At 68.6% G+C, this 16,036-nt stretch carries 13 protein-coding genes and 1 tRNA gene; 7 read left to right on the top strand and 7 right to left on the bottom strand.

Going from position 1 to position 16,036, the window contains the following annotated elements; translation table 11 throughout:
* Positions 1 to 108 precede the first annotated feature (108 nt).
* From glk to ACFLIT_RS12410, 3 genes are all read right to left on the bottom strand, one after another.
* Positions 109 to 1,128 carry a glucokinase gene (gene glk / locus ACFLIT_RS12420; RefSeq protein WP_479911559.1) on the bottom strand — a complete coding sequence of 340 codons (1,020 nt, stop codon included), beginning with the start codon at positions 1,126 to 1,128 and terminating at the stop codon, positions 109 to 111.
* A 101-nt stretch (positions 1,129 to 1,229) separates the two neighbouring features.
* Complete coding sequence (locus tag ACFLIT_RS12415) at positions 1,230 to 2,513, bottom strand: MFS transporter (RefSeq protein ID WP_479911558.1); 1,284 nt, start codon at positions 2,511 to 2,513, stop codon at positions 1,230 to 1,232.
* A 303-nt stretch (positions 2,514 to 2,816) separates the two neighbouring features.
* Positions 2,817 to 4,511: a carboxylesterase/lipase family protein gene (locus ACFLIT_RS12410; protein ID WP_479911557.1), complete on the bottom strand. Its 1,695-nt coding sequence runs from the start codon at positions 4,509 to 4,511 to the stop codon at positions 2,817 to 2,819.
* Positions 4,512 to 4,947: 436 nt separating this feature from the next.
* Between ACFLIT_RS12410 and ACFLIT_RS12405 the strand changes: the two genes are divergently transcribed.
* Both ACFLIT_RS12405 and ACFLIT_RS12400 read left to right on the top strand, forming a co-directional pair.
* The gene (locus ACFLIT_RS12405; protein WP_479911556.1) at positions 4,948 to 5,823 is read left to right on the top strand and encodes a c-type cytochrome; all 876 of its coding nucleotides are present in this window, start codon (positions 4,948 to 4,950) and stop codon (positions 5,821 to 5,823) included.
* Positions 5,820 to 7,523: an outer membrane protein assembly factor BamB family protein gene (locus ACFLIT_RS12400; RefSeq protein ID WP_479911555.1), complete on the top strand. Its 1,704-nt coding sequence runs from the start codon at positions 5,820 to 5,822 to the stop codon at positions 7,521 to 7,523. The genes ACFLIT_RS12405 and ACFLIT_RS12400 overlap by 4 nt, the downstream gene beginning before the upstream one ends.
* A 178-nt stretch (positions 7,524 to 7,701) precedes the next feature.
* Here the strand turns inward: ACFLIT_RS12400 and ACFLIT_RS12395 are convergent.
* Positions 7,702 to 7,775 (bottom strand) — tRNA-Gly (locus ACFLIT_RS12395).
* A gap of 64 nt (positions 7,776 to 7,839) precedes the next feature.
* Entirely contained in the window at positions 7,840 to 8,031 is a 192-nt protein-coding gene (locus ACFLIT_RS12390) for a hypothetical protein (RefSeq protein WP_479911554.1), read from the bottom strand.
* A 161-nt stretch (positions 8,032 to 8,192) separates the two neighbouring features.
* Between ACFLIT_RS12390 and ACFLIT_RS12385 the strand changes: the two genes are divergently transcribed.
* The 3 genes from ACFLIT_RS12385 to nhaA all read left to right on the top strand — a co-directional run bounded on the left by ACFLIT_RS12385 (position 8,193) and on the right by nhaA (position 13,122).
* Positions 8,193 to 8,918 carry a Crp/Fnr family transcriptional regulator gene (locus tag ACFLIT_RS12385; protein ID WP_479911553.1) on the top strand — a complete coding sequence of 242 codons (726 nt, stop codon included), beginning with the start codon at positions 8,193 to 8,195 and terminating at the stop codon, positions 8,916 to 8,918.
* A 149-nt stretch (positions 8,919 to 9,067) separates the two neighbouring features.
* Complete coding sequence (gene secA, locus ACFLIT_RS12380; RefSeq protein WP_479911552.1) at positions 9,068 to 11,827, top strand: preprotein translocase subunit SecA; 2,760 nt, start codon at positions 9,068 to 9,070, stop codon at positions 11,825 to 11,827.
* Between the two features lie 146 nt (positions 11,828 to 11,973).
* The gene (gene nhaA / locus ACFLIT_RS12375; protein WP_479911551.1) at positions 11,974 to 13,122 is read left to right on the top strand and encodes a Na+/H+ antiporter NhaA; all 1,149 of its coding nucleotides are present in this window, start codon (positions 11,974 to 11,976) and stop codon (positions 13,120 to 13,122) included.
* On the opposite strand, the gene ACFLIT_RS12370 is transcribed toward nhaA, so the two are convergent.
* The gene (locus ACFLIT_RS12370) at positions 13,075 to 13,305 is read right to left on the bottom strand and encodes a hypothetical protein (RefSeq protein WP_479911550.1); all 231 of its coding nucleotides are present in this window, start codon (positions 13,303 to 13,305) and stop codon (positions 13,075 to 13,077) included. The two genes, nhaA and ACFLIT_RS12370, sit on opposite strands and share 48 nt — an antisense overlap.
* Before the next feature lie 185 nt (positions 13,306 to 13,490).
* On the opposite strand from ACFLIT_RS12370, the gene ACFLIT_RS12365 reads away from it, so the two are divergent.
* Both ACFLIT_RS12365 and ACFLIT_RS12360 read left to right on the top strand, forming a co-directional pair.
* Positions 13,491 to 13,685 carry a hypothetical protein gene (locus tag ACFLIT_RS12365; protein WP_479911549.1) on the top strand — a complete coding sequence of 65 codons (195 nt, stop codon included), beginning with the start codon at positions 13,491 to 13,493 and terminating at the stop codon, positions 13,683 to 13,685.
* Between the two features lie 38 nt (positions 13,686 to 13,723).
* The gene (locus ACFLIT_RS12360; RefSeq protein ID WP_479911548.1) at positions 13,724 to 14,734 is read left to right on the top strand and encodes a threonine aldolase family protein; all 1,011 of its coding nucleotides are present in this window, start codon (positions 13,724 to 13,726) and stop codon (positions 14,732 to 14,734) included.
* A 150-nt stretch (positions 14,735 to 14,884) separates the two neighbouring features.
* On the opposite strand, the gene ACFLIT_RS12355 is transcribed toward ACFLIT_RS12360, so the two are convergent.
* The gene (locus ACFLIT_RS12355) at positions 14,885 to 16,006 is read right to left on the bottom strand and encodes an NADH:flavin oxidoreductase/NADH oxidase (protein WP_479911547.1); all 1,122 of its coding nucleotides are present in this window, start codon (positions 16,004 to 16,006) and stop codon (positions 14,885 to 14,887) included.
* Positions 16,007 to 16,036: the final 30 nt, after the last annotated feature.

Raw genomic sequence — 16,036 nt, 5'->3', positions numbered from 1 at the left:
TCGGGAAGTGTATGCGAGGCAGCGCCTCCCAGTGCTGACCTTCAACGCCGTGCACGCACCCTCACCCCTGCCCCTCTCCCTTCGAGGGAGAGGGGTTCGGTGGGGTAACTAAGCCGTCGGCGCCGCGCTCACCGTCTGCGCCGGATCCCACACGTCGCTCTGGGTCAGCAGCACCTTGGCCGAGCCGTACAGCGACGCCGTGTCGGCGGTCAGCACCAGGCGGGTGGGAATGGCGCGCATGTAGTTGGTGAAGCGGCCCTTGTCCTCGAAGCGGGTGCGGAACGGGCTGTCGGGCAGGAAGTCCTTCAGCCGGGCGGCGACGCCGCCGGCGATGTAGACGCCGCCCTGGGCGCCGACCGTCAGGGCCAGGTCGCCGGCCGCCGTGCCGAGGATGGCGCAGAAGCGGTCGATCGTCGCCTTGGCGCCTTCGCTGCCGTTGCGGGCGGCCTCGACGATGTCGGCCGGGGTCACCGCCTTGTCCTCGCGGCCGTCGATGCGGCGCAGCACCTTGTGCAGATTGACCATGCCCTGGCCGCAGAGGATGCGTTCCAGCGACACGCGGCCGAACTCCGCGGTCAGCTCGGAAAGGATTTCGATCTCGACGGCGTCGGTCGGGGCGAAGCCGACGTGGCCGCCCTCCCCCGGCGCCGCCAGCGACTGGCCGCCGCTGCGGATCAGCGAGGAGACGCCGGTGCCGGTGCCGGCCCCAATCACCGCGATGGAGCCATTGGTCTTGCCGGGCGTGCTCGGCCCCAGCAGCATGGTCTGCCCCTCGCCGGTCAGCAGCGGGCAGGCGTGGGCCAGGGCCTCGAAGTCGTTGATGAAGGTAGTCGCCTCCAGGCCCAGGCGCTGGCGGAACTGCGCCTCGGTGATCGACCAGTGCAGGTTGGTGAAGGTGATCGAGCCGTCGATCACCGGGCCGGCGACGGCCAGCACGGCGGTTTCCGGGCGGGTGCTCGGCGCGACTTCCGCCAGATAGGCGGCGGCGGCGGCGTCCAGCGAGCCGTATTCGCGGTTGGGCAGGGAGCGGGGCGATTCCAGCGACAGCACGCCGCCTTGGTAGGACGCCAGGGCGAAGCGGGCGTTGGTGCCGCCGATGTCGCCGACCAGGCCGAGTTGAACGTTCATCGGCGTTTCTCCCGAACTCTTATTCTCAAACTTTGGGCCGGCGACGCAGTGCGCCGCCGGCCCTTGGTCGTTTAGCAGTTTCGACTACGCGGTCGAGCTTGTCAGTGCGGGGCGGCGACGGGTTCGCGCCCGTCGTCTTCCGCGCCTTCGACCGGGTGCGAGGTCGGCGGCTTGAAGAAGAAGGCCAGCAGGATGATGCCGATCACCGCCATGCCGACCGGCCACATGAACACCTTCTGATAGTCGATGACGTTGGTCACCGCCCCGGCCGCGCCCGTGCCGCCGATGGTGTACTTGGCCACCAGTTGCGGGAAGAGCCAGCTGGCCACCACGTTGCCGATGCCGAGGATCAGGAGGTTGAACAGGCCCTGGGCGCTGGTCCGCACATCCTTCGGGAAGGCCGCGTCGACGAAGATGTAAACCGTGGCGAAGAAGAAGGCGTAGCAGATGCCGTGGATCAGCTGTATGGCGATGATCGTCGGCACGCTGTCGGCCATGAAGGCGAACGTCAGGAACCGCAGGCCGTGGCCGAGGATCCCCACGATCATCGTCCAGCGCCAGCCGAGCTTGGCCAGCACCACGCCCAGCACCGCCATGGTGCCGACTTCGGCGATCTGGCCCAGGCTGAGCACCACCATCGACAGGTTGCCGGCGATGCCCACGCGGTTGGTCAGGAAGGCGTCCGAAACCACGAAGTAGCCGTTGTGGATCACGCTATCGATGAAGGTGACGATGAACAGGATCAGCACGAAGGGCTTGGCCAGCAGCTTGATCGCTTCGCGCCAGGCCAGGGCGTCGACGCCGGGGGCGGCCGGGCGCGGCGGAGTGTGCGGCAGGGTCAGGGCGTAGGCGGCGGTCGCCAGCGAAACGATGCCCGAGACGATGAAGATCCAGCGGATGTGCGCCAGGTCCGGCGTGCCGCTCAGCAGGAAGATGAACGGCCAGGAGACCACCACCCAGCCGACGGTGCCGCCCATGCGGATGGTGCCGAAGTGCTTGGCCGGCTCCTTCAGGTTGGCGAAGGCCAGCGAGTTTGTCACCGAAAGGCTCGGCACGTAGAACAGGCTGTAGATCATGTAGCAGGCGAAGAACGCCGGGAAGCTGGTGGTGAAGGCGCAGCCGATCAGGGCCAGGCCGCCGATCAGGTTGCTGACCGCCAGGAACTTCTCGGCCGAGAAGTTACGGTCGGCGTACTGGTTCGAGAAGAAGATGCCAACGACGGCGGCGATGCCCCAGCAGCTGCCGACCAGGGCCTGCTGGTTGGCCGTGAAGTTGAGCAGGCCCATGTACGGGAACAGCTTGGGCGCCCAGGCGCCCCAGATGGCGAGCTGAAGCGCCATCATCAGGAATAGGCGTACGCGTATATAGCTGTGTGAGCCGCTCATAGACGTTCCTCGCTGAAGCGCCCTGGCTCGGGCGCTCTCGGTTCATTGCCCCGGGTCGTGGCGTTAGGCCCAATCAAGCTCAGCCTTTGAGAGGCGTCCAGCCCCCTTCGGCGAGTTGCACGCACAGAAAATCCCGGCGCCGTCGGCCCCGGGATTTTTGCATCGAACTGTATACAGCTGTGCGCGGCGGATCACAGTAGAATCCGGTATCGGACATAACGAAGCCTCCGCACTAGGCTTCGCCGGTCGCCCTGTCTAGAGCGCGGCGGCGTTTAGACGCCGCGCTCCAAACTCGGCGAGGCCTTACGCGGTAATGGCCGCGCGGGCCGTTTCGTAGGGTCCGTTTTCCACGCGCGAGGTGTTGTCCCACAGCATGGTGGCCTTGCTCGCCGCCGTATAGGGCGTCCACGCGAGGCCCGGCTGGCTCGGGTTGCCGGTGGTCGCGAAGTTGACGATGGCGGTCGACATCTTGGCCGCCAGGGCCTTGGCCGCGGGCGTGTTGCCGGTCGCCTGCTCGCAGCGCGCGGTGTTGTCGAAGAAGAAGGCGATGTCCAGGCAGTGGAAGGCGCCCGAGCGGCCTTCCAGCACCGTCACCGGCTGCCACACGAACCAGTACTGATAGACCGGCGCGCCGCCGGCGTTGGCTTTCAGGTCGGCCAGACGCAGCATGTTGCCGCGCGTGCGCAGGCCCGAGACGGTCTGCTTCAGCACGGTCGGCGGCGTGTTCGGGAAGGCGGCCTTCATCGTCGCGTGCACCTGGGCGCCCTTGCCCGGGAACATGGTGTTGAAGTCATTGGCCACCTGAGCCTCGGTCAGCGGCGGCAGCACGGTGAAGGACTCTTCCCGCACCGAGCCGATCATCAGCGGCACGTCCGACGACGCGGCCGGGGCGCCGTTCACCCACGGACGCTCGGGGAACACCGCGCCATCGAAGGTCGGGCCGAAGCCGGCGCGGGGCGCCGCCGCGGCGCCGAGCACGATCGGACCGCCGGCGTTCACCGGCGGGTTGACCTTCTGCGAGGCGGCCTGGCCGGCGGCCAGCAGGCGCTGGTGCGGCACCTTCTGCAGGCCGGCGATGTCGTTCGCCGCCAGGCCCAGCTCGGTCATGATCGCCGCGGCGTAGCGCTGCTGCAGGGCGCTGTCCGGCAGGTTGCCGCCGCCGCCGCTTTCGACCACGGCGCGGTGGAACAGGCCCTTGGCGCTCGGCATGGCCATCAGGCAGGTCACCTTCGAGCCGCCGCCCGACTGCCCCTGGATCGTCACCCGGCTCGGGTCGCCGCCGAAGGCCGCGATGTTGTCGCGCACCCATTGCAGGGCGAAGACCAGGTCGGTCAGGCCGACGTTGCCCGAGTCCTTGTAGGCCGCGCCGCCGATCTGCGAGACGTCCATGAAGCCGAGGGCGTTCAGGCGGTGGTTCAGCGAGACGAACACCACGCCCTTCTTGGCCATGTTCTCACCGTCGTAGGACGGCAGCTCCTGCGACGAGCCCGAGGCGTAGCCGCCGCCGTGGATCCACACCACCACCGGCTTCTTGCCGGTCAGGGCCGAGGTCCAGACGTTGACGCGCAGCATGTCTTCGCGCTCGAAGCCGTCGTCCCAGTCGTAGACGAACTGGGCTTCGCTGCGGCCCCAGTCGCCGCGCACCGGGTGCGGGCACACCGGGCCGTAGGTTAGGCAGGCCAGCTCGCCCTGCCAGGGCTCCGGCGCCTTGGCGGGCAGCCAGCGGTTCGCGCCGCCGGTGTCGGCGCCGTAGGGGATGCCCTTGAAGGTGTTGATCCCGTTGCGGACGTAGCCGCGCACCTTGCCGTACTTGGTGGCGGCGACCGCCGAGGTCGGGGTCGAGATGGCGGCGGCGCCGGCGTGATTGCCCGGCGAGGCGGCGGCGGCCTGGGCCGTCCCGCTCTGGGTCACGGCGACGGTGGCCGTGGCGGCGGCGAGCCCGAGGGCCGCGCGGCGGTTCACGGCCACGCCCGAGGTGGTTTTGGCGTTCGAGGACATTGTCTTCCCTGTCTTTCCATTCGGCGACGGCCGGCGCGGCGATGGTCCGCGACGGCCGCCTGATTTTTGATTGAGATCGGTTCCCCGCCGCGACGCTGTCGTGGAGCAGGCGCTCCACGGCGGTCGTGACGTCCGGCGATCGGCGCTCCCCACTGCCTTCCCGCGTCGTCGCCGGCTCGAACGACGGGGTCTCGCTCCCGCGCTCCCGAAGCGGGCGCGCTGTTATATGCGATCACTATTGCAGCGGTTACGCTCCAACCTCAACGGCGGAACGGCGCCATCTCTCATGCTTTGCGAAGACAGACCCCTCTAGGCCCCGCCGGGCGGGGGGCGGTTCGCGCCGCCCCCCCTTTCATTTCCTGTGGGAAAGCTCAGATTGCGCCCGGGACTCGGCCGCAGCGTCGGGCCCGGTGCATGCTTTCCAGGGGAGACGTCCATGCGTTTCGGAGTGGCCGCCACGGCGGTCCTGCTTTCCACCGCGCTCGCCGCCGGATCGGCGTCGGCGCAGCAGGCGGCCTCGGCGCCGCTTGATCCCGCCGCGGTCGCCCGCGGCGACGCGCTGTTCAAGTCGCAGAGCTGTTCGGTCTGCCACGGGGTGCTCGGCACGGGCGGCGCCAACAACGCCGCCGACCTGACCCGCTCCAAGCTGGCCCAGACGGCGGACGGCGGCCGTACGCTCTACACCTTTCTGCTGGCCGGTAAGCCGGACACGGGCATGCCGGCCTTCCCCGGCCTGACGCCCGAGCAAGGCGCCGATCTGTCGGCCAAGATTCGTTCGCTGGCCCCCACGGCGCCCGCTCCGACCGGGGCCGCCGGCGCCGCGGCCGCCCGCGCCGCCCTCCCCGCCGCCCTCGCGGGTCAGGATCTGTCGATCGTCGTCGGCGATCCGAAGCCCGGAAAGGCCTACTTCAACGGGGCCGGCAAGTGCTCCACGTGCCACGCCGTGGAAGACGGCAAGACCAGCCCCGCCGCCAACCTGGCGCACATCGCCACCAAGTACAAAGCCGAGAAGGAACTCCAGAACACCTGGATCCTGCCGCGCGTGCAGAACTGGTCGCCGCGCAAGGACAACAACGTCACGGCCACCGCCGTCTTCGCCGACGGCCGCAAGGTCAGCGGCTTCCTGACCAGCGTCTCGGACTTCAAGCTGGTGATCCGCGACGCCGCCGGGGCGGTGACCACCATCCCGCGCGTCAAGGGCGAGCCGAAGGTCGAGCTGGTCGACCGCCTGCAGGGTCACCTCGACCTGCTGCAGACCTACCAGGACAACGACATCCACAACATCACCGCTTACCTGGCGACGCTGAAATGAGCCTGAAGAACACCTTCCTGGCGACGGGGGCCGCGCTGGCGCTCCTGCTCGTCCAAGCCGCTCCCGCCTCGGCGGTCGAGGACGTCCTGCCGCCCAACGCCCAGAAGACCGGCGGCCGGCCCAACAAGGTCGCCAAGATCAAGCCGGTGACCCAGGCCGACCTCGCCAAGCCGGCGGGCGACGAGTGGCTCAGCTACCACGGCAGCTATCGCGGCGATCACTACAGCACCCTGGCCGACGTGAATGTCGCCAACGTCGGCAGGCTGCAGCGCGCCTGGATCAGCGACATCGACCCTCCGGTCGCCACCAACAGCCGCTTCGCCACCGTCGCCAACCCGACCGCGAAGCCGGGTGAAACCGGCCAAGGCTCGCAGTACGCCGCCGGGGTGATCAACTCGGGGATTCTCTCGCGCTCGGGCGTGCTGTTTTTCACCGCCGGCATCAACGCCTATGCGGTGGACGCCAAGACCGGCAAGCAGATCTGGCACTATGTCGCCCGCCAGAGCGGCGGCCTGTCGAACCGCGGCTTCGCCATCGCCGGCGACAAGCTGCTGGTGCTGTACAACAGCGGCATCACCGCCCTGGACGCCAAGACCGGCAAGGAGCTGTGGGCCAAGGAATACGGCGGTCCGAACCTGCCGATGGCCCCGCTGGTCGTCCGCGACCACGTCTACGTCACCGCCGGCGGCGACGGTGCGCGGACGCGCGGCTTCCTGGCCTCGCTCAACGTCAACACCGGCGAGCGGGAGTGGATCTTCTACACCACGCCGAAGGAAGGCGAGTTCGGCTTCAACACCTGGCCGTCGGAGGAAACCGCCGCCGTCTCCAACGGCTCGGCCTGGCAGACGCCGTCCTACGATCCAGAGACCAACCTGCTGATCTATGGCACCGGCAACCCGACCCCGATCAAGGACGGCCGCGCGCGTCCGGGCGACAACCTGTTCTCGGACTCGACGCTGGCGCTCGACGCCGACACCGGCAAGATGGCCTGGTACTTCCAGGCCACCCCGAACGACGACCACGACTACGACAACAACCAGCCGATGACGTTCGTGGACCTGCCGGTCGACGGCAAACCGCGCAAGCTGGTCACCTGGATTTCGCGCAACGGCTACCAGTACACGCTCGACCGGGTGACCGGCGAACACATCCTGACGCTGAACGCCCAGGGCAAGGCCAACTGGGCCTTCGAAAAACTGCGCTCGACGGGCACGCCGGAGAAGAACCAGAACAAGGCCATCCAGCGCGGCGGCGCCCTGCTGTGGCCGAATTCGAACGGCTACCTGAACTACCAGGCGCAGTCGTTCGACCCGCAGACGGGCCTGCACTACGCCAACGTCAGCGACACCATGAGCATGTTCTACTGGAGCGGGGAGACCTTCTTCGGCAACACCACGAACTCGCTGCGGGCGTCCGATCCGGTCACCGGCAAGGTCGCCTGGGAGCACAAGTATCCCGACCTGAACATCCCGCTGAACTCGCACAATCCGAGCGTTCTCTCGACCGCCGGCGGCCTGCTGTTCACGGGCGATCCGTCGGGCAATTTCATCGCCTTCGACGCCAAGACCGGCGACATCCTGTGGCACGACGAGTTCCCGGACTCCGTCGCCTTCGGGGTGCCGATCACCTACAAGCTGGACGGCAAGCAATATGTGCTGTCGGCCGCCGGCCCGCGCCTGATCGCCTACGTGGTGAAGTAGGCGTCATCCCAAGACCCCTCTCCCTCGAAGGGAGAGGGGCAGGGGTGAGGGTGCGCGCACTGAATTGTCAGGGTGGTCGCCAGGGGCGCTGCCTATTAGGCCCTTCCGGACGGGCGCAGTGAACACCCCCATCCCCGACCCTTCCCCCTTCGAGGGGAAAGGGCGCAGAGAAAAAATCTGGAGCGGGCAGCGGGAATCGAACCCGCACGAGAAGCTTGGGAAGCTTCCAGGCTACCACTACATCATGCCCGCGGCGCCGAGGCTCGTCCTAGCCGGGTTGGCGGCGAAAGCCAACCGCGTCGCGTGGTGGCCGAGGCTAGTCTTCGCGCTCATGCCTGGCCGGCGGCTGGCTCCTGGCCCGCCTCGCCGCCTCGATCAGCCGGCGACCGGTCTCCTCGGCGGCGTCCGCCGTCATCGACAGCCCAATGCCGTCAGGTCCGTTCAGCGTCACTTCGCCGTCTATCGCCTCCACCACGGTGGGCTCGTCGTAGGCTTTCTGGCTGGGCATGGGTCGCTTTCACTCCGAGGCTCGCCGTCCACCCAATCCACGGAAACCGATCGTGTTCCGATCCTCCCGCAATGCCCACGCTCCCCGGAGGCGGAGCCTTTGTCGCGCGACCACGTTGGACCGTCACCATCGTTCAACGGAAGCCTCGACACCCAAGGCCCATGTCCGATCCACGCCCCCGCAACGCCGTCCTCGCCCATCTTTCCCCGGCGAGTTGGACGCTGATCTCCCCTGAACTGCGCCTGGTCGACCTGCCGATGAGCCAGCGGATTTACGAGCCGGGAGAACCGATCGACACCGTCTACTTTCCGCTCAACAGCCTGCTTTCTCAGGTAAATCGCTCGGCCGGCGGCGACGGCGTGGAGACCGCCATGGCCGGCTGCGACGGCGCCTCGGGCGTCATCGAGACCATGGGCAGTGGGTTGTCGGTCTGGGAATCGATGGTGCAGGTCGACGGCCAGGCCCTGGCCATTCCCGCCAGGGTCGTCCGCCGCCTGATCGCCACTGACCCGGGCTTCGCCGCCGCCTGCTGGAGCCTGGCGGAGCAGCAGATCATGGAATCGCAGCAGTCGGTGGCGTGCCAGGCGCACCATCCCGGCGAACAACGCCTCGCCCGCTGGATCCTGGAGGCGCACGACCGAAGCGGCGGCCGCAATCCCCTGCCCCTCACCCAGGAGGTGCTGGCCATCATGCTCGGGGTTCAGCGCACCACGGTGAACGCGTTCCAAAGCCGCCTGCAGCATCGCGGCCTGATCGCCTCGCGGCGGGGCAAGGTGGAGATCGTCGACTACGCCGGCCTGGACGCCGCGGCCTGCGAATGCCGCAGCGTCATGCGCCTGCGCCGCCAGCTGCTCGGCCTCGCCCCGCCGGCCCGGAACGTGGCGTAAGACCCACAGGTCGCCCCTCGGCGACGGCGCTTCGCGTTGACACTCAGGGCCCTGCTCCTTAAGTCAACCGCGCGCTTCTGAGCGGGTTTTAAGATGGCCGAGGACCGGCCGCGCCGCAGCGCCGCAACGCTTTCCGGACTTTCCCCCGCATGCTCGGCTTCGCCAAAAAGCTCTTCGGCTCCTCCAACGACCGCAAGGTCAAGGGCTTCCAGGCCCAGGTCGCGCGGATCAACGCCCTCGAACCGAGCTACGCCGCCCTGTCCGATGGCGAGCTGCGCGGCAAGACCGACGAGTTCAAGCAGCGCTTCGCCGGCGGCGAGTCGCTGGACAAGCTGTTGCCGGAGGCCTTCGCGGCCGTCCGTGAAGCCTCCAAGCGCGCCATCGGCCTGCGCCACTTCGACGTCCAACTGCTCGGCGGCATGACCCTGCACGGCGGCGGCATCGCCGAAATGCGGACCGGTGAAGGCAAGACCCTGGTCGGCACCCTGCCCGTCTACCTGAACGCCCTGGCCGGCAAGGGCGTGCACGTCATCACCGTCAACGACTACCTGGCCCAGCGCGACAGCGAATGGATGGGCCGCATCTACAACTTCCTCGGCCTCTCGGTCGGCGTCATCGTCAACGGCCTCAGCTCGGGCCAGCGCCAGCAGGCCTACCGCAGCGACATCACCTACGGCACCAACAACGAGTTCGGCTTCGACTACCTGCGCGACAACCTGGTCTACGACGCCGCCGACATGGTGCAGCGCGGCCACCACTTCGCGATGGTCGACGAAGTCGACTCCATCCTGATCGACGAGGCGCGCACGCCTCTGATCATCAGCGGCCCGACCGACGACAAGTCCGAACTCTACAAGACCATCGACGGCCTGGTGAAAGAGCTGATCCAGGATCGCGCCGTCTACGACCACGACGAGAAGCAGCGCCAGGTCATCCTCACCGAGTACGGCCAGGAGCGCGTCGAGGACATGCTGACGGCCGGCGGCCATCTGGCCGAGGACACCACCGGCCTCTACGACGCCGCCAACGTCTCGCTGGTCCACCACGTCAACCAGGCCCTGCGCGCCAACGTCCTCTACATGCTCGACCGCGACTACATCGTCCGCGACGGCGAAGTGGTGCTGATCGACGAATTCACCGGCCGCATGATGACCGGACGCCGGCTGTCGGAAGGGCTGCACCAGGCCATCGAGGCCAAGGAAGGCGCCAACATCCAGCCCGAGAACCAGACCCTGGCCTCGGTGACCATCCAGAACTACTTCCGCCTCTACACCAAGCTCTCGGGCATGACCGGCACGGCCGCCACCGAGGCCCAGGAATTCGGCGACATCTACAAGATGGATGTCTCGGAAATCCCGACCAACCGCCCCATCGCGCGCATCGACGACGACGACGAGGTCTATCGCACCGAGCGCGAGAAGAACCTCGCCATCCTGAAACAGGTCGAGGACTGCTACGTCCGCGGCCAGCCGATCCTGGTCGGCACCGTTTCGATCGAGAAGTCCGAGGAGCTGTCCTCCCTGCTCGCCAAGCACGAGTTCGAGGTCGACGGCAAGTCGCGCAAGGGCATCCCCCACCAGGTGCTGAACGCCCGCTACCACGAGCAGGAAGCCTTTATCGTCGCCGAGGCGGGCGTGCCGCACGCGGTGACCATCGCCACCAACATGGCCGGCCGCGGCACCGACATTCAGCTCGGCGGCAACGTCGACATGCGCCTCGGCAAGTGGCGTCAGGAGCAAAAGGGCCTCGGCATCGAGCCCACCGCCGAAGACGAAGCCGCCGAACGCGCCGAGATCGAGCGCGAGGTGGCCGACAAGAAGGCCGCGGCGCTGGCCGCCGGCGGCCTGTTCGTGCTCGGCACCGAGCGTCACGAAAGCCGCCGCATCGACAACCAGCTGCGCGGCCGCACCGGCCGTCAGGGCGACCCGGGCCGCTCGAAGTTCTTCCTCTCCTGCGAGGACGATCTGCTGCGTATCTTCGCCGGCGAGCGCCTGGACGCCATCATGCGCACCTTCGGGGTCGCCGAGGGCGAGGCCATCACCCACAAATGGCTGAACGGCGCCATCGCCACCGCCCAGAAGCGCGTCGAGCAGCGCAACTACGAGATCCGCAAGAACCTCCTGAAGTACGACGACGTCGTCAACGACCAGCGCAAGGCCGTGTTCGAACAGCGCCAGGAGTTCATGGAGGCGACCGATCTGTCCGAGATCATCGCCGAGATGCGCAACGACACCATCGACGAACTGGTCGCCCGCCATATGCCGCCCAAGGCCTATGCCGAGCAGTGGGACATCGAAGGCCTCGACGAGCGCGTGCGCAACGTGCTCGGCCTCGAGCTGCCGCTGGCGGAATGGGCGGCCGAGGACGGCATCGCCAACGAAGAGATCGAAGAGCGCATCCGCCAGGCGGCCGACGCCCGCGCCGTCGAGCGTGAAGGCATCCTCAGCCCCGAGCAGATGCGCAACATCGAGAAGAACTTCCTGCTGCAGATGATCGATCTGCAGTGGCGTGAGCACCTGATGCACCTCGACCACCTGCGCAACGTCATTGGCCTGCGCGGTTACGGTCAGCGCGACCCGCTGAACGAGTACAAGACCGAGGCCTTCACCCTGTTCGAGACCCTGCTCTCGCAGCTGCGCACCAACACCACGCGCTGGCTGATGACCGTGGAGATCGCCTACCAGGAGCCCGAGCCGGCCCCGACCCGCTTCACCGAGGTCCACATCGACCCGCTGACCGGCGAGAACGCCCGCGTGGCCGGCGCCATCCCGGAAGGCCTCGACGCCGACCAGCGCGCCGCCCTGCCGATCTCCTCCCTGCCGGAAGGCTGGGAACGCACCAGCCGCAACAGCGAGTGCCCCTGCGGCTCCGGCCGCAAGTTCAAGCACTGCCACGGGGCGCTGGTTTAGGAGAAATCCCCTTCCCCCTTGATGGGGGAAGGGAAGGGATGGGGGTGACTCAGCGGTTCCGCTTCAAACACGGTGACGGCTGAGATTCAGCATTCACCCCCACCCCATCCCCTCCCCCATCAAGGGGGAGGGCGCTAAAAGACCCCATGACTCGCACCCGCCCCTCAGTCCTCCGCGCCTTTCTGCAGAGCGAGGCCGCCGGGGGCCTTCTCCTGATGGCGGCCGCGGCCCTGGCGCTCGTCATCGCCAACTCGCCGCTGAGCGAGGACTATTTTCACGCCCTGCACCTGAAGCTCGGGCCGCTCAGCGCCCTGCACTGGATCAACGACGGCCTGATGGCCGTGTTCTTCCTGTTCGTCGGCCTGGAGATCAAACGCGAGTTTCTGGCGGGCCAGCTCGCCACTTGGTCCGACCGCGCCCTCCCCTGCCTCGCCGCCGCCGGCGGTGTGATCGTGCCCGGCCTCATCTACGCGGCGCTCAACGCCGGCGCCCCCGCCACCCTGCGCGGCTGGGCCATTCCGACCGCGACCGATATCGCCTTCGCGCTCGGCGTGCTGTCGCTGCTGGGCAAGCGCGTGCCGGCGAGCCTGAAGATCTTCCTCGCCACCCTGGCCATCGTCGACGATCTGGCCGCGGTGCTGATCATCGCGGTCTTCTACACGGCGCAACTGAACCTGCTGGCCCTGGGCGGGGCGGCGGTCGTGGTTCTCGCCCTTGTCGCGCTCAACCGTCTCGGCGTCGTGCGGCTCTGGCCCTATCTGGCGCTCGGCGCCGTGCTCTGGACCCTGGTGCTGCTGTCCGGCGTCCACGCCACCGTCGCCGGCGTCGCCCTGGCCCTGACCGTCCCGCTGCGCAAGGACCACGACGCCTCGCCCCTGCACCGACTGGAACACGCCCTCGCCCCCTGGGTCGGGTTCCTGATCGTGCCGGTGTTCGGCTTCGCCAACGCCGGCGTGAGCTTGATCGGCCTGTCGCCGGCGGTTCTCGCCGCGCCCGTGACGCTCGGCGTCACCTTCGGCCTCTTCCTCGGCAAGCAGCTCGGCGTCTTCGCCGCCGCGGCCCTCGCCATCCGGCTGCGGCTCGCCGCCCTGCCGACCGGGGCGACCTGGCGACAGCTTTACGGCGTCGGCCTGCTGTGCGGCATCGGCTTCACCATGAGCCTGTTCATCGGCCTCCTGGCCTTCGACGACCCGCTGCTGCAGGACGAGGTGAAGCTCGGCGTCCTCTGCGGCTCGCTGCTGTCGGCCCTAGCTGGGACGGCGCTGCTCGGGCTCGGCCGAAAGTCTGTCGGCTAGGCGCATCCGCTCGGCGGCCGGGAAGGTCTTCACCACGCGGTCCCGATCCCACAGCTCCATCGCCTGGCCATCGCGATGGCGCCCTGCCTGGGTGATCGCTTCATCGTCATTCTGGCACGGCAACTCGACAGCCCGGCGGATGCTGCCGGCGTTGTTCAGATAGTAGAGGCGGTAATACGGCATCGGCGACGCTTTCGCAGGAGGAGCGGGCGCACGATCATCGTCCTGTCGTCGGCTTGCGGAACTCGCCGACAATGCTTCACCTTAACCTAATCTCGTCCCGGGCGCTGTCGGGTTCTCGACTCTGGAATGAACAGCGTTCTCCAGTCACGCTGTGAACGATCCGCGACGGCGCGCGCTGACACAGCATGTTGATTTTTGTCGCCAAGTCGCGCTCCGGCTGGGGCGTGATGGTCGGGGCGGATGTCATCCGCAGCTATCCAGCCCTTGAGGAAGCCCGCTCCTTCGCCGCCGAACTCTGCGATGAGGCCATGGCGCGGGGCGAAGACGCCGAGATCGCCGACATCTCCGATTGCGACACCCCGCTGCTCCTCGAGCGCTGAGCGTTGCGCCGCGGCGGGCGAAATGCTCTGACCGCCGCATGGCCCCTCGCTACGACTTCGCTTCCGACAACGTCGCCGGCGCCATGCCGGAAGTCTGGGCCGCCCTGGCCGTCGCCGACGCCGGCCCGGCCGTCGGCTACGGCGCCGACGCCCTCACGGCCCGCGCCGCCGATCTGATCCGCACCGCCTTCGACGCCGACGCCGAGGTGCGCTTCCTGGCCTCCGGCACCGCCGCCAACGCCCTGGCGCTGTCGTGCCTCGCCCAGCCGCACGAGGCGGTCGCGGCTCACGCGCACGCGCATGTCGTCGTCGATGAGACTGGCGCCCCCTCGTTCTTTTCCGCGGGCCTCGGCCTGATCCCCCTAACCGGCGCCTCGGGTCGCATCGACCCGGCGGCCCTCGCGCCAGTGCTCGCCCGGCCGGACATCGCCCACGTCCAGCCCTGCGCGGTCCTGTCGCTGACCCAGGCCACCGAATACGGCGCGGTCTATAGCGAGGCCGACCTCGCCGTTCTGGTCGGCGCCGCCAAGGCCGCCGGCCGCCGCGTCCACCTCGACGGCGCGCGCCTGGCCAACGCCGTCGCCGCCGGCTTCGACCTCAAGGCCCTGCCGCGCCTCGGCGTCGATATCGCGGTGATGGGCGGGACCAAGGCCGGCTCGACGCCCAGCGAGGCCCTGGTCGTCTTCGATCGCGCCCTCGCCCGCCGCCTCGACGCCCGGCTGAAGCACACCGGCCAACTGATCTCCAAGGCCCGCTACCTCGCCGCCCCCTGGATCGGCATGCTGGAGACCGGCGCCTGGGCCTCTCGCGCCGCCCACGCCAACGCCATGGCCCGCACCCTGGCCGGGCGCATGCCCTTTCCCCTGGCCCATCCGGTCGAGTCCAACGCCGTCTTCGTGACCATGGATCAGGCCGCGCACGAACGCCTGCTCGCCAGGGGCTGGATGGCCTACCGCGTCGCCGACGGCGCGGTGCGCTTCATGTGCTCCTGGGCGACCAGGATGGAGGATGTCGAGGCCCTGGCGGCGGCGTTGGTTCAAATCCAATAACTCCCTTCCCCCTCGAAGGGGGAAGGGTCGGGGATGGGGGTGCTGGCATGGCGCGTCCGGAAGGGTGAGAGAGGCAGCGCCCGGAGCGCCCGCTACCGCACCTCAGTGCGGACACCCTCACCCCTGCCCCTCTCCCTTCGAGGGAGAGGGTTATTTGAGTGTCGCCCGCATCCGCGCCACCGCGTAGCCCGCCTGGATCGGCCAGCCCTCGGACGGGTCGGCCTCGGGGTCGAGCGCCCGGCGGGCGTGCAGCGGCCAGTTGGGGTCGTAGAGCGCCGGGCGGCCCAGGGCGACCAGGTCGGCCTTGCCCTCGGCGATCACGCTCTCGGCCAACTCGGGCGTCACGATCAGCCCGACCGCCTGGGTGGCCACGCCCGTCGCGCGGATCGCTTCCGCGTAGGGCACCTGGTAGCCCGGTCCCGGCTTATTGATGGTTTCCAGCGACGGGGTCAGTCCCGCCGAGGAGCTGTCGACCACGTCGACGCCGAGCGCCTTCAACCGTTTGGCCAGGGCCACGCTGTCTTCCAGCGACCAGCCGCCAACCGCGCCATCGACAGCCGAAAGCCGCACGAACAGCGGTTTGTCGTCCGGCCAGATCGCCCGGACGTCCTCCACGATCTCCAGCAGCAGGCGAATGCGGCCCTCGAAGTCGCCGCCATAGGCGTCGGTGCGACGGTTGCTGATCGGCGAAAGGAACTCGCTCAGCAGATAGCCGTGCGCGGCGTGCACCTCGACCACGTCGAAGCCGGCGCGCAAGGCCCGGCGGGCCGAGGCGGCGAACGCCTGACGCACCCCGGCGATCTCGTCGATCGTCAGTTCATGCGGCGTCCGCCAGCCCTCGGCGAACGGGATGGCGCTGGGCGCCACGGTCCGCCAGGGCGCTTCGTCGCCGACCTGGGTTTCCGGCGTCACCGGGCCATTGCCTTCGAACGGCCGATGGCTCGACGCCTTGCGACCCGCATGAGCGATCTGGATGCCGGGAACGGCGCCCTGCGCCTTCAGGAAGGCCGCGATACGCGCCAGCGCGGCCTCCTGCTCATCGTTCCAGAGGCCGACGTCGCCATGACTGATCCGGCCCTCCGGCGTCACGCCCGTCGCCTCCACGAACACCAGGGCGGCGCCGCCCAGGGCGAAACGGCCGAGGTGGACGAAGTGCCAGTCCTGCACCACCCCGTCGACGGCCGAGTACTGGCACATCGGCGAGATCGCCAGGCGGTTCTTGAAGGTCAGGCCGCGCAGGGTGAGCGGGGAGAAAAGAGCAGGAAGGGTCATCGGCGCCGGTGCTGGTTACAATGCCCATAC

This window comes from Caulobacter sp. HJHS_5 (assembly GCF_056683955.1).
The sequence above is the reverse complement of the archived record's forward strand: the minus strand, read 5'-3'. Positions and strand labels throughout refer to the sequence as shown.

Bases quoted from the DNA above. Each gene is read 5' to 3' on its own strand.
- glk (WP_479911559.1), bottom strand. From the start codon at position 1,128: ATGAACGTTCAACTCGGCCTGGTCGGCGACATCGGCGGCACCAACGCC.
- ACFLIT_RS12415 (WP_479911558.1), bottom strand. From the start codon at position 2,513: ATGAGCGGCTCACACAGCTATATACGCGTACGCCTATTCCTGATGATG.
- ACFLIT_RS12410 (WP_479911557.1), bottom strand. From the start codon at position 4,511: ATGTCCTCGAACGCCAAAACCACCTCGGGCGTGGCCGTGAACCGCCGC.
- ACFLIT_RS12405 (WP_479911556.1), top strand. From the start codon at position 4,948: ATGCGTTTCGGAGTGGCCGCCACGGCGGTCCTGCTTTCCACCGCGCTC.
- ACFLIT_RS12400 (WP_479911555.1), top strand. From the start codon at position 5,820: ATGAGCCTGAAGAACACCTTCCTGGCGACGGGGGCCGCGCTGGCGCTC.
- ACFLIT_RS12390 (WP_479911554.1), bottom strand. From the start codon at position 8,031: ATGCCCAGCCAGAAAGCCTACGACGAGCCCACCGTGGTGGAGGCGATA.
- ACFLIT_RS12385 (WP_479911553.1), top strand. From the start codon at position 8,193: ATGTCCGATCCACGCCCCCGCAACGCCGTCCTCGCCCATCTTTCCCCG.
- secA (WP_479911552.1), top strand. From the start codon at position 9,068: ATGCTCGGCTTCGCCAAAAAGCTCTTCGGCTCCTCCAACGACCGCAAG.
- nhaA (WP_479911551.1), top strand. From the start codon at position 11,974: ATGACTCGCACCCGCCCCTCAGTCCTCCGCGCCTTTCTGCAGAGCGAG.
- ACFLIT_RS12370 (WP_479911550.1), bottom strand. From the start codon at position 13,305: ATGCCGTATTACCGCCTCTACTATCTGAACAACGCCGGCAGCATCCGC.
- ACFLIT_RS12365 (WP_479911549.1), top strand. From the start codon at position 13,491: ATGTTGATTTTTGTCGCCAAGTCGCGCTCCGGCTGGGGCGTGATGGTC.
- ACFLIT_RS12360 (WP_479911548.1), top strand. From the start codon at position 13,724: ATGGCCCCTCGCTACGACTTCGCTTCCGACAACGTCGCCGGCGCCATG.
- ACFLIT_RS12355 (WP_479911547.1), bottom strand. From the start codon at position 16,006: ATGACCCTTCCTGCTCTTTTCTCCCCGCTCACCCTGCGCGGCCTGACC.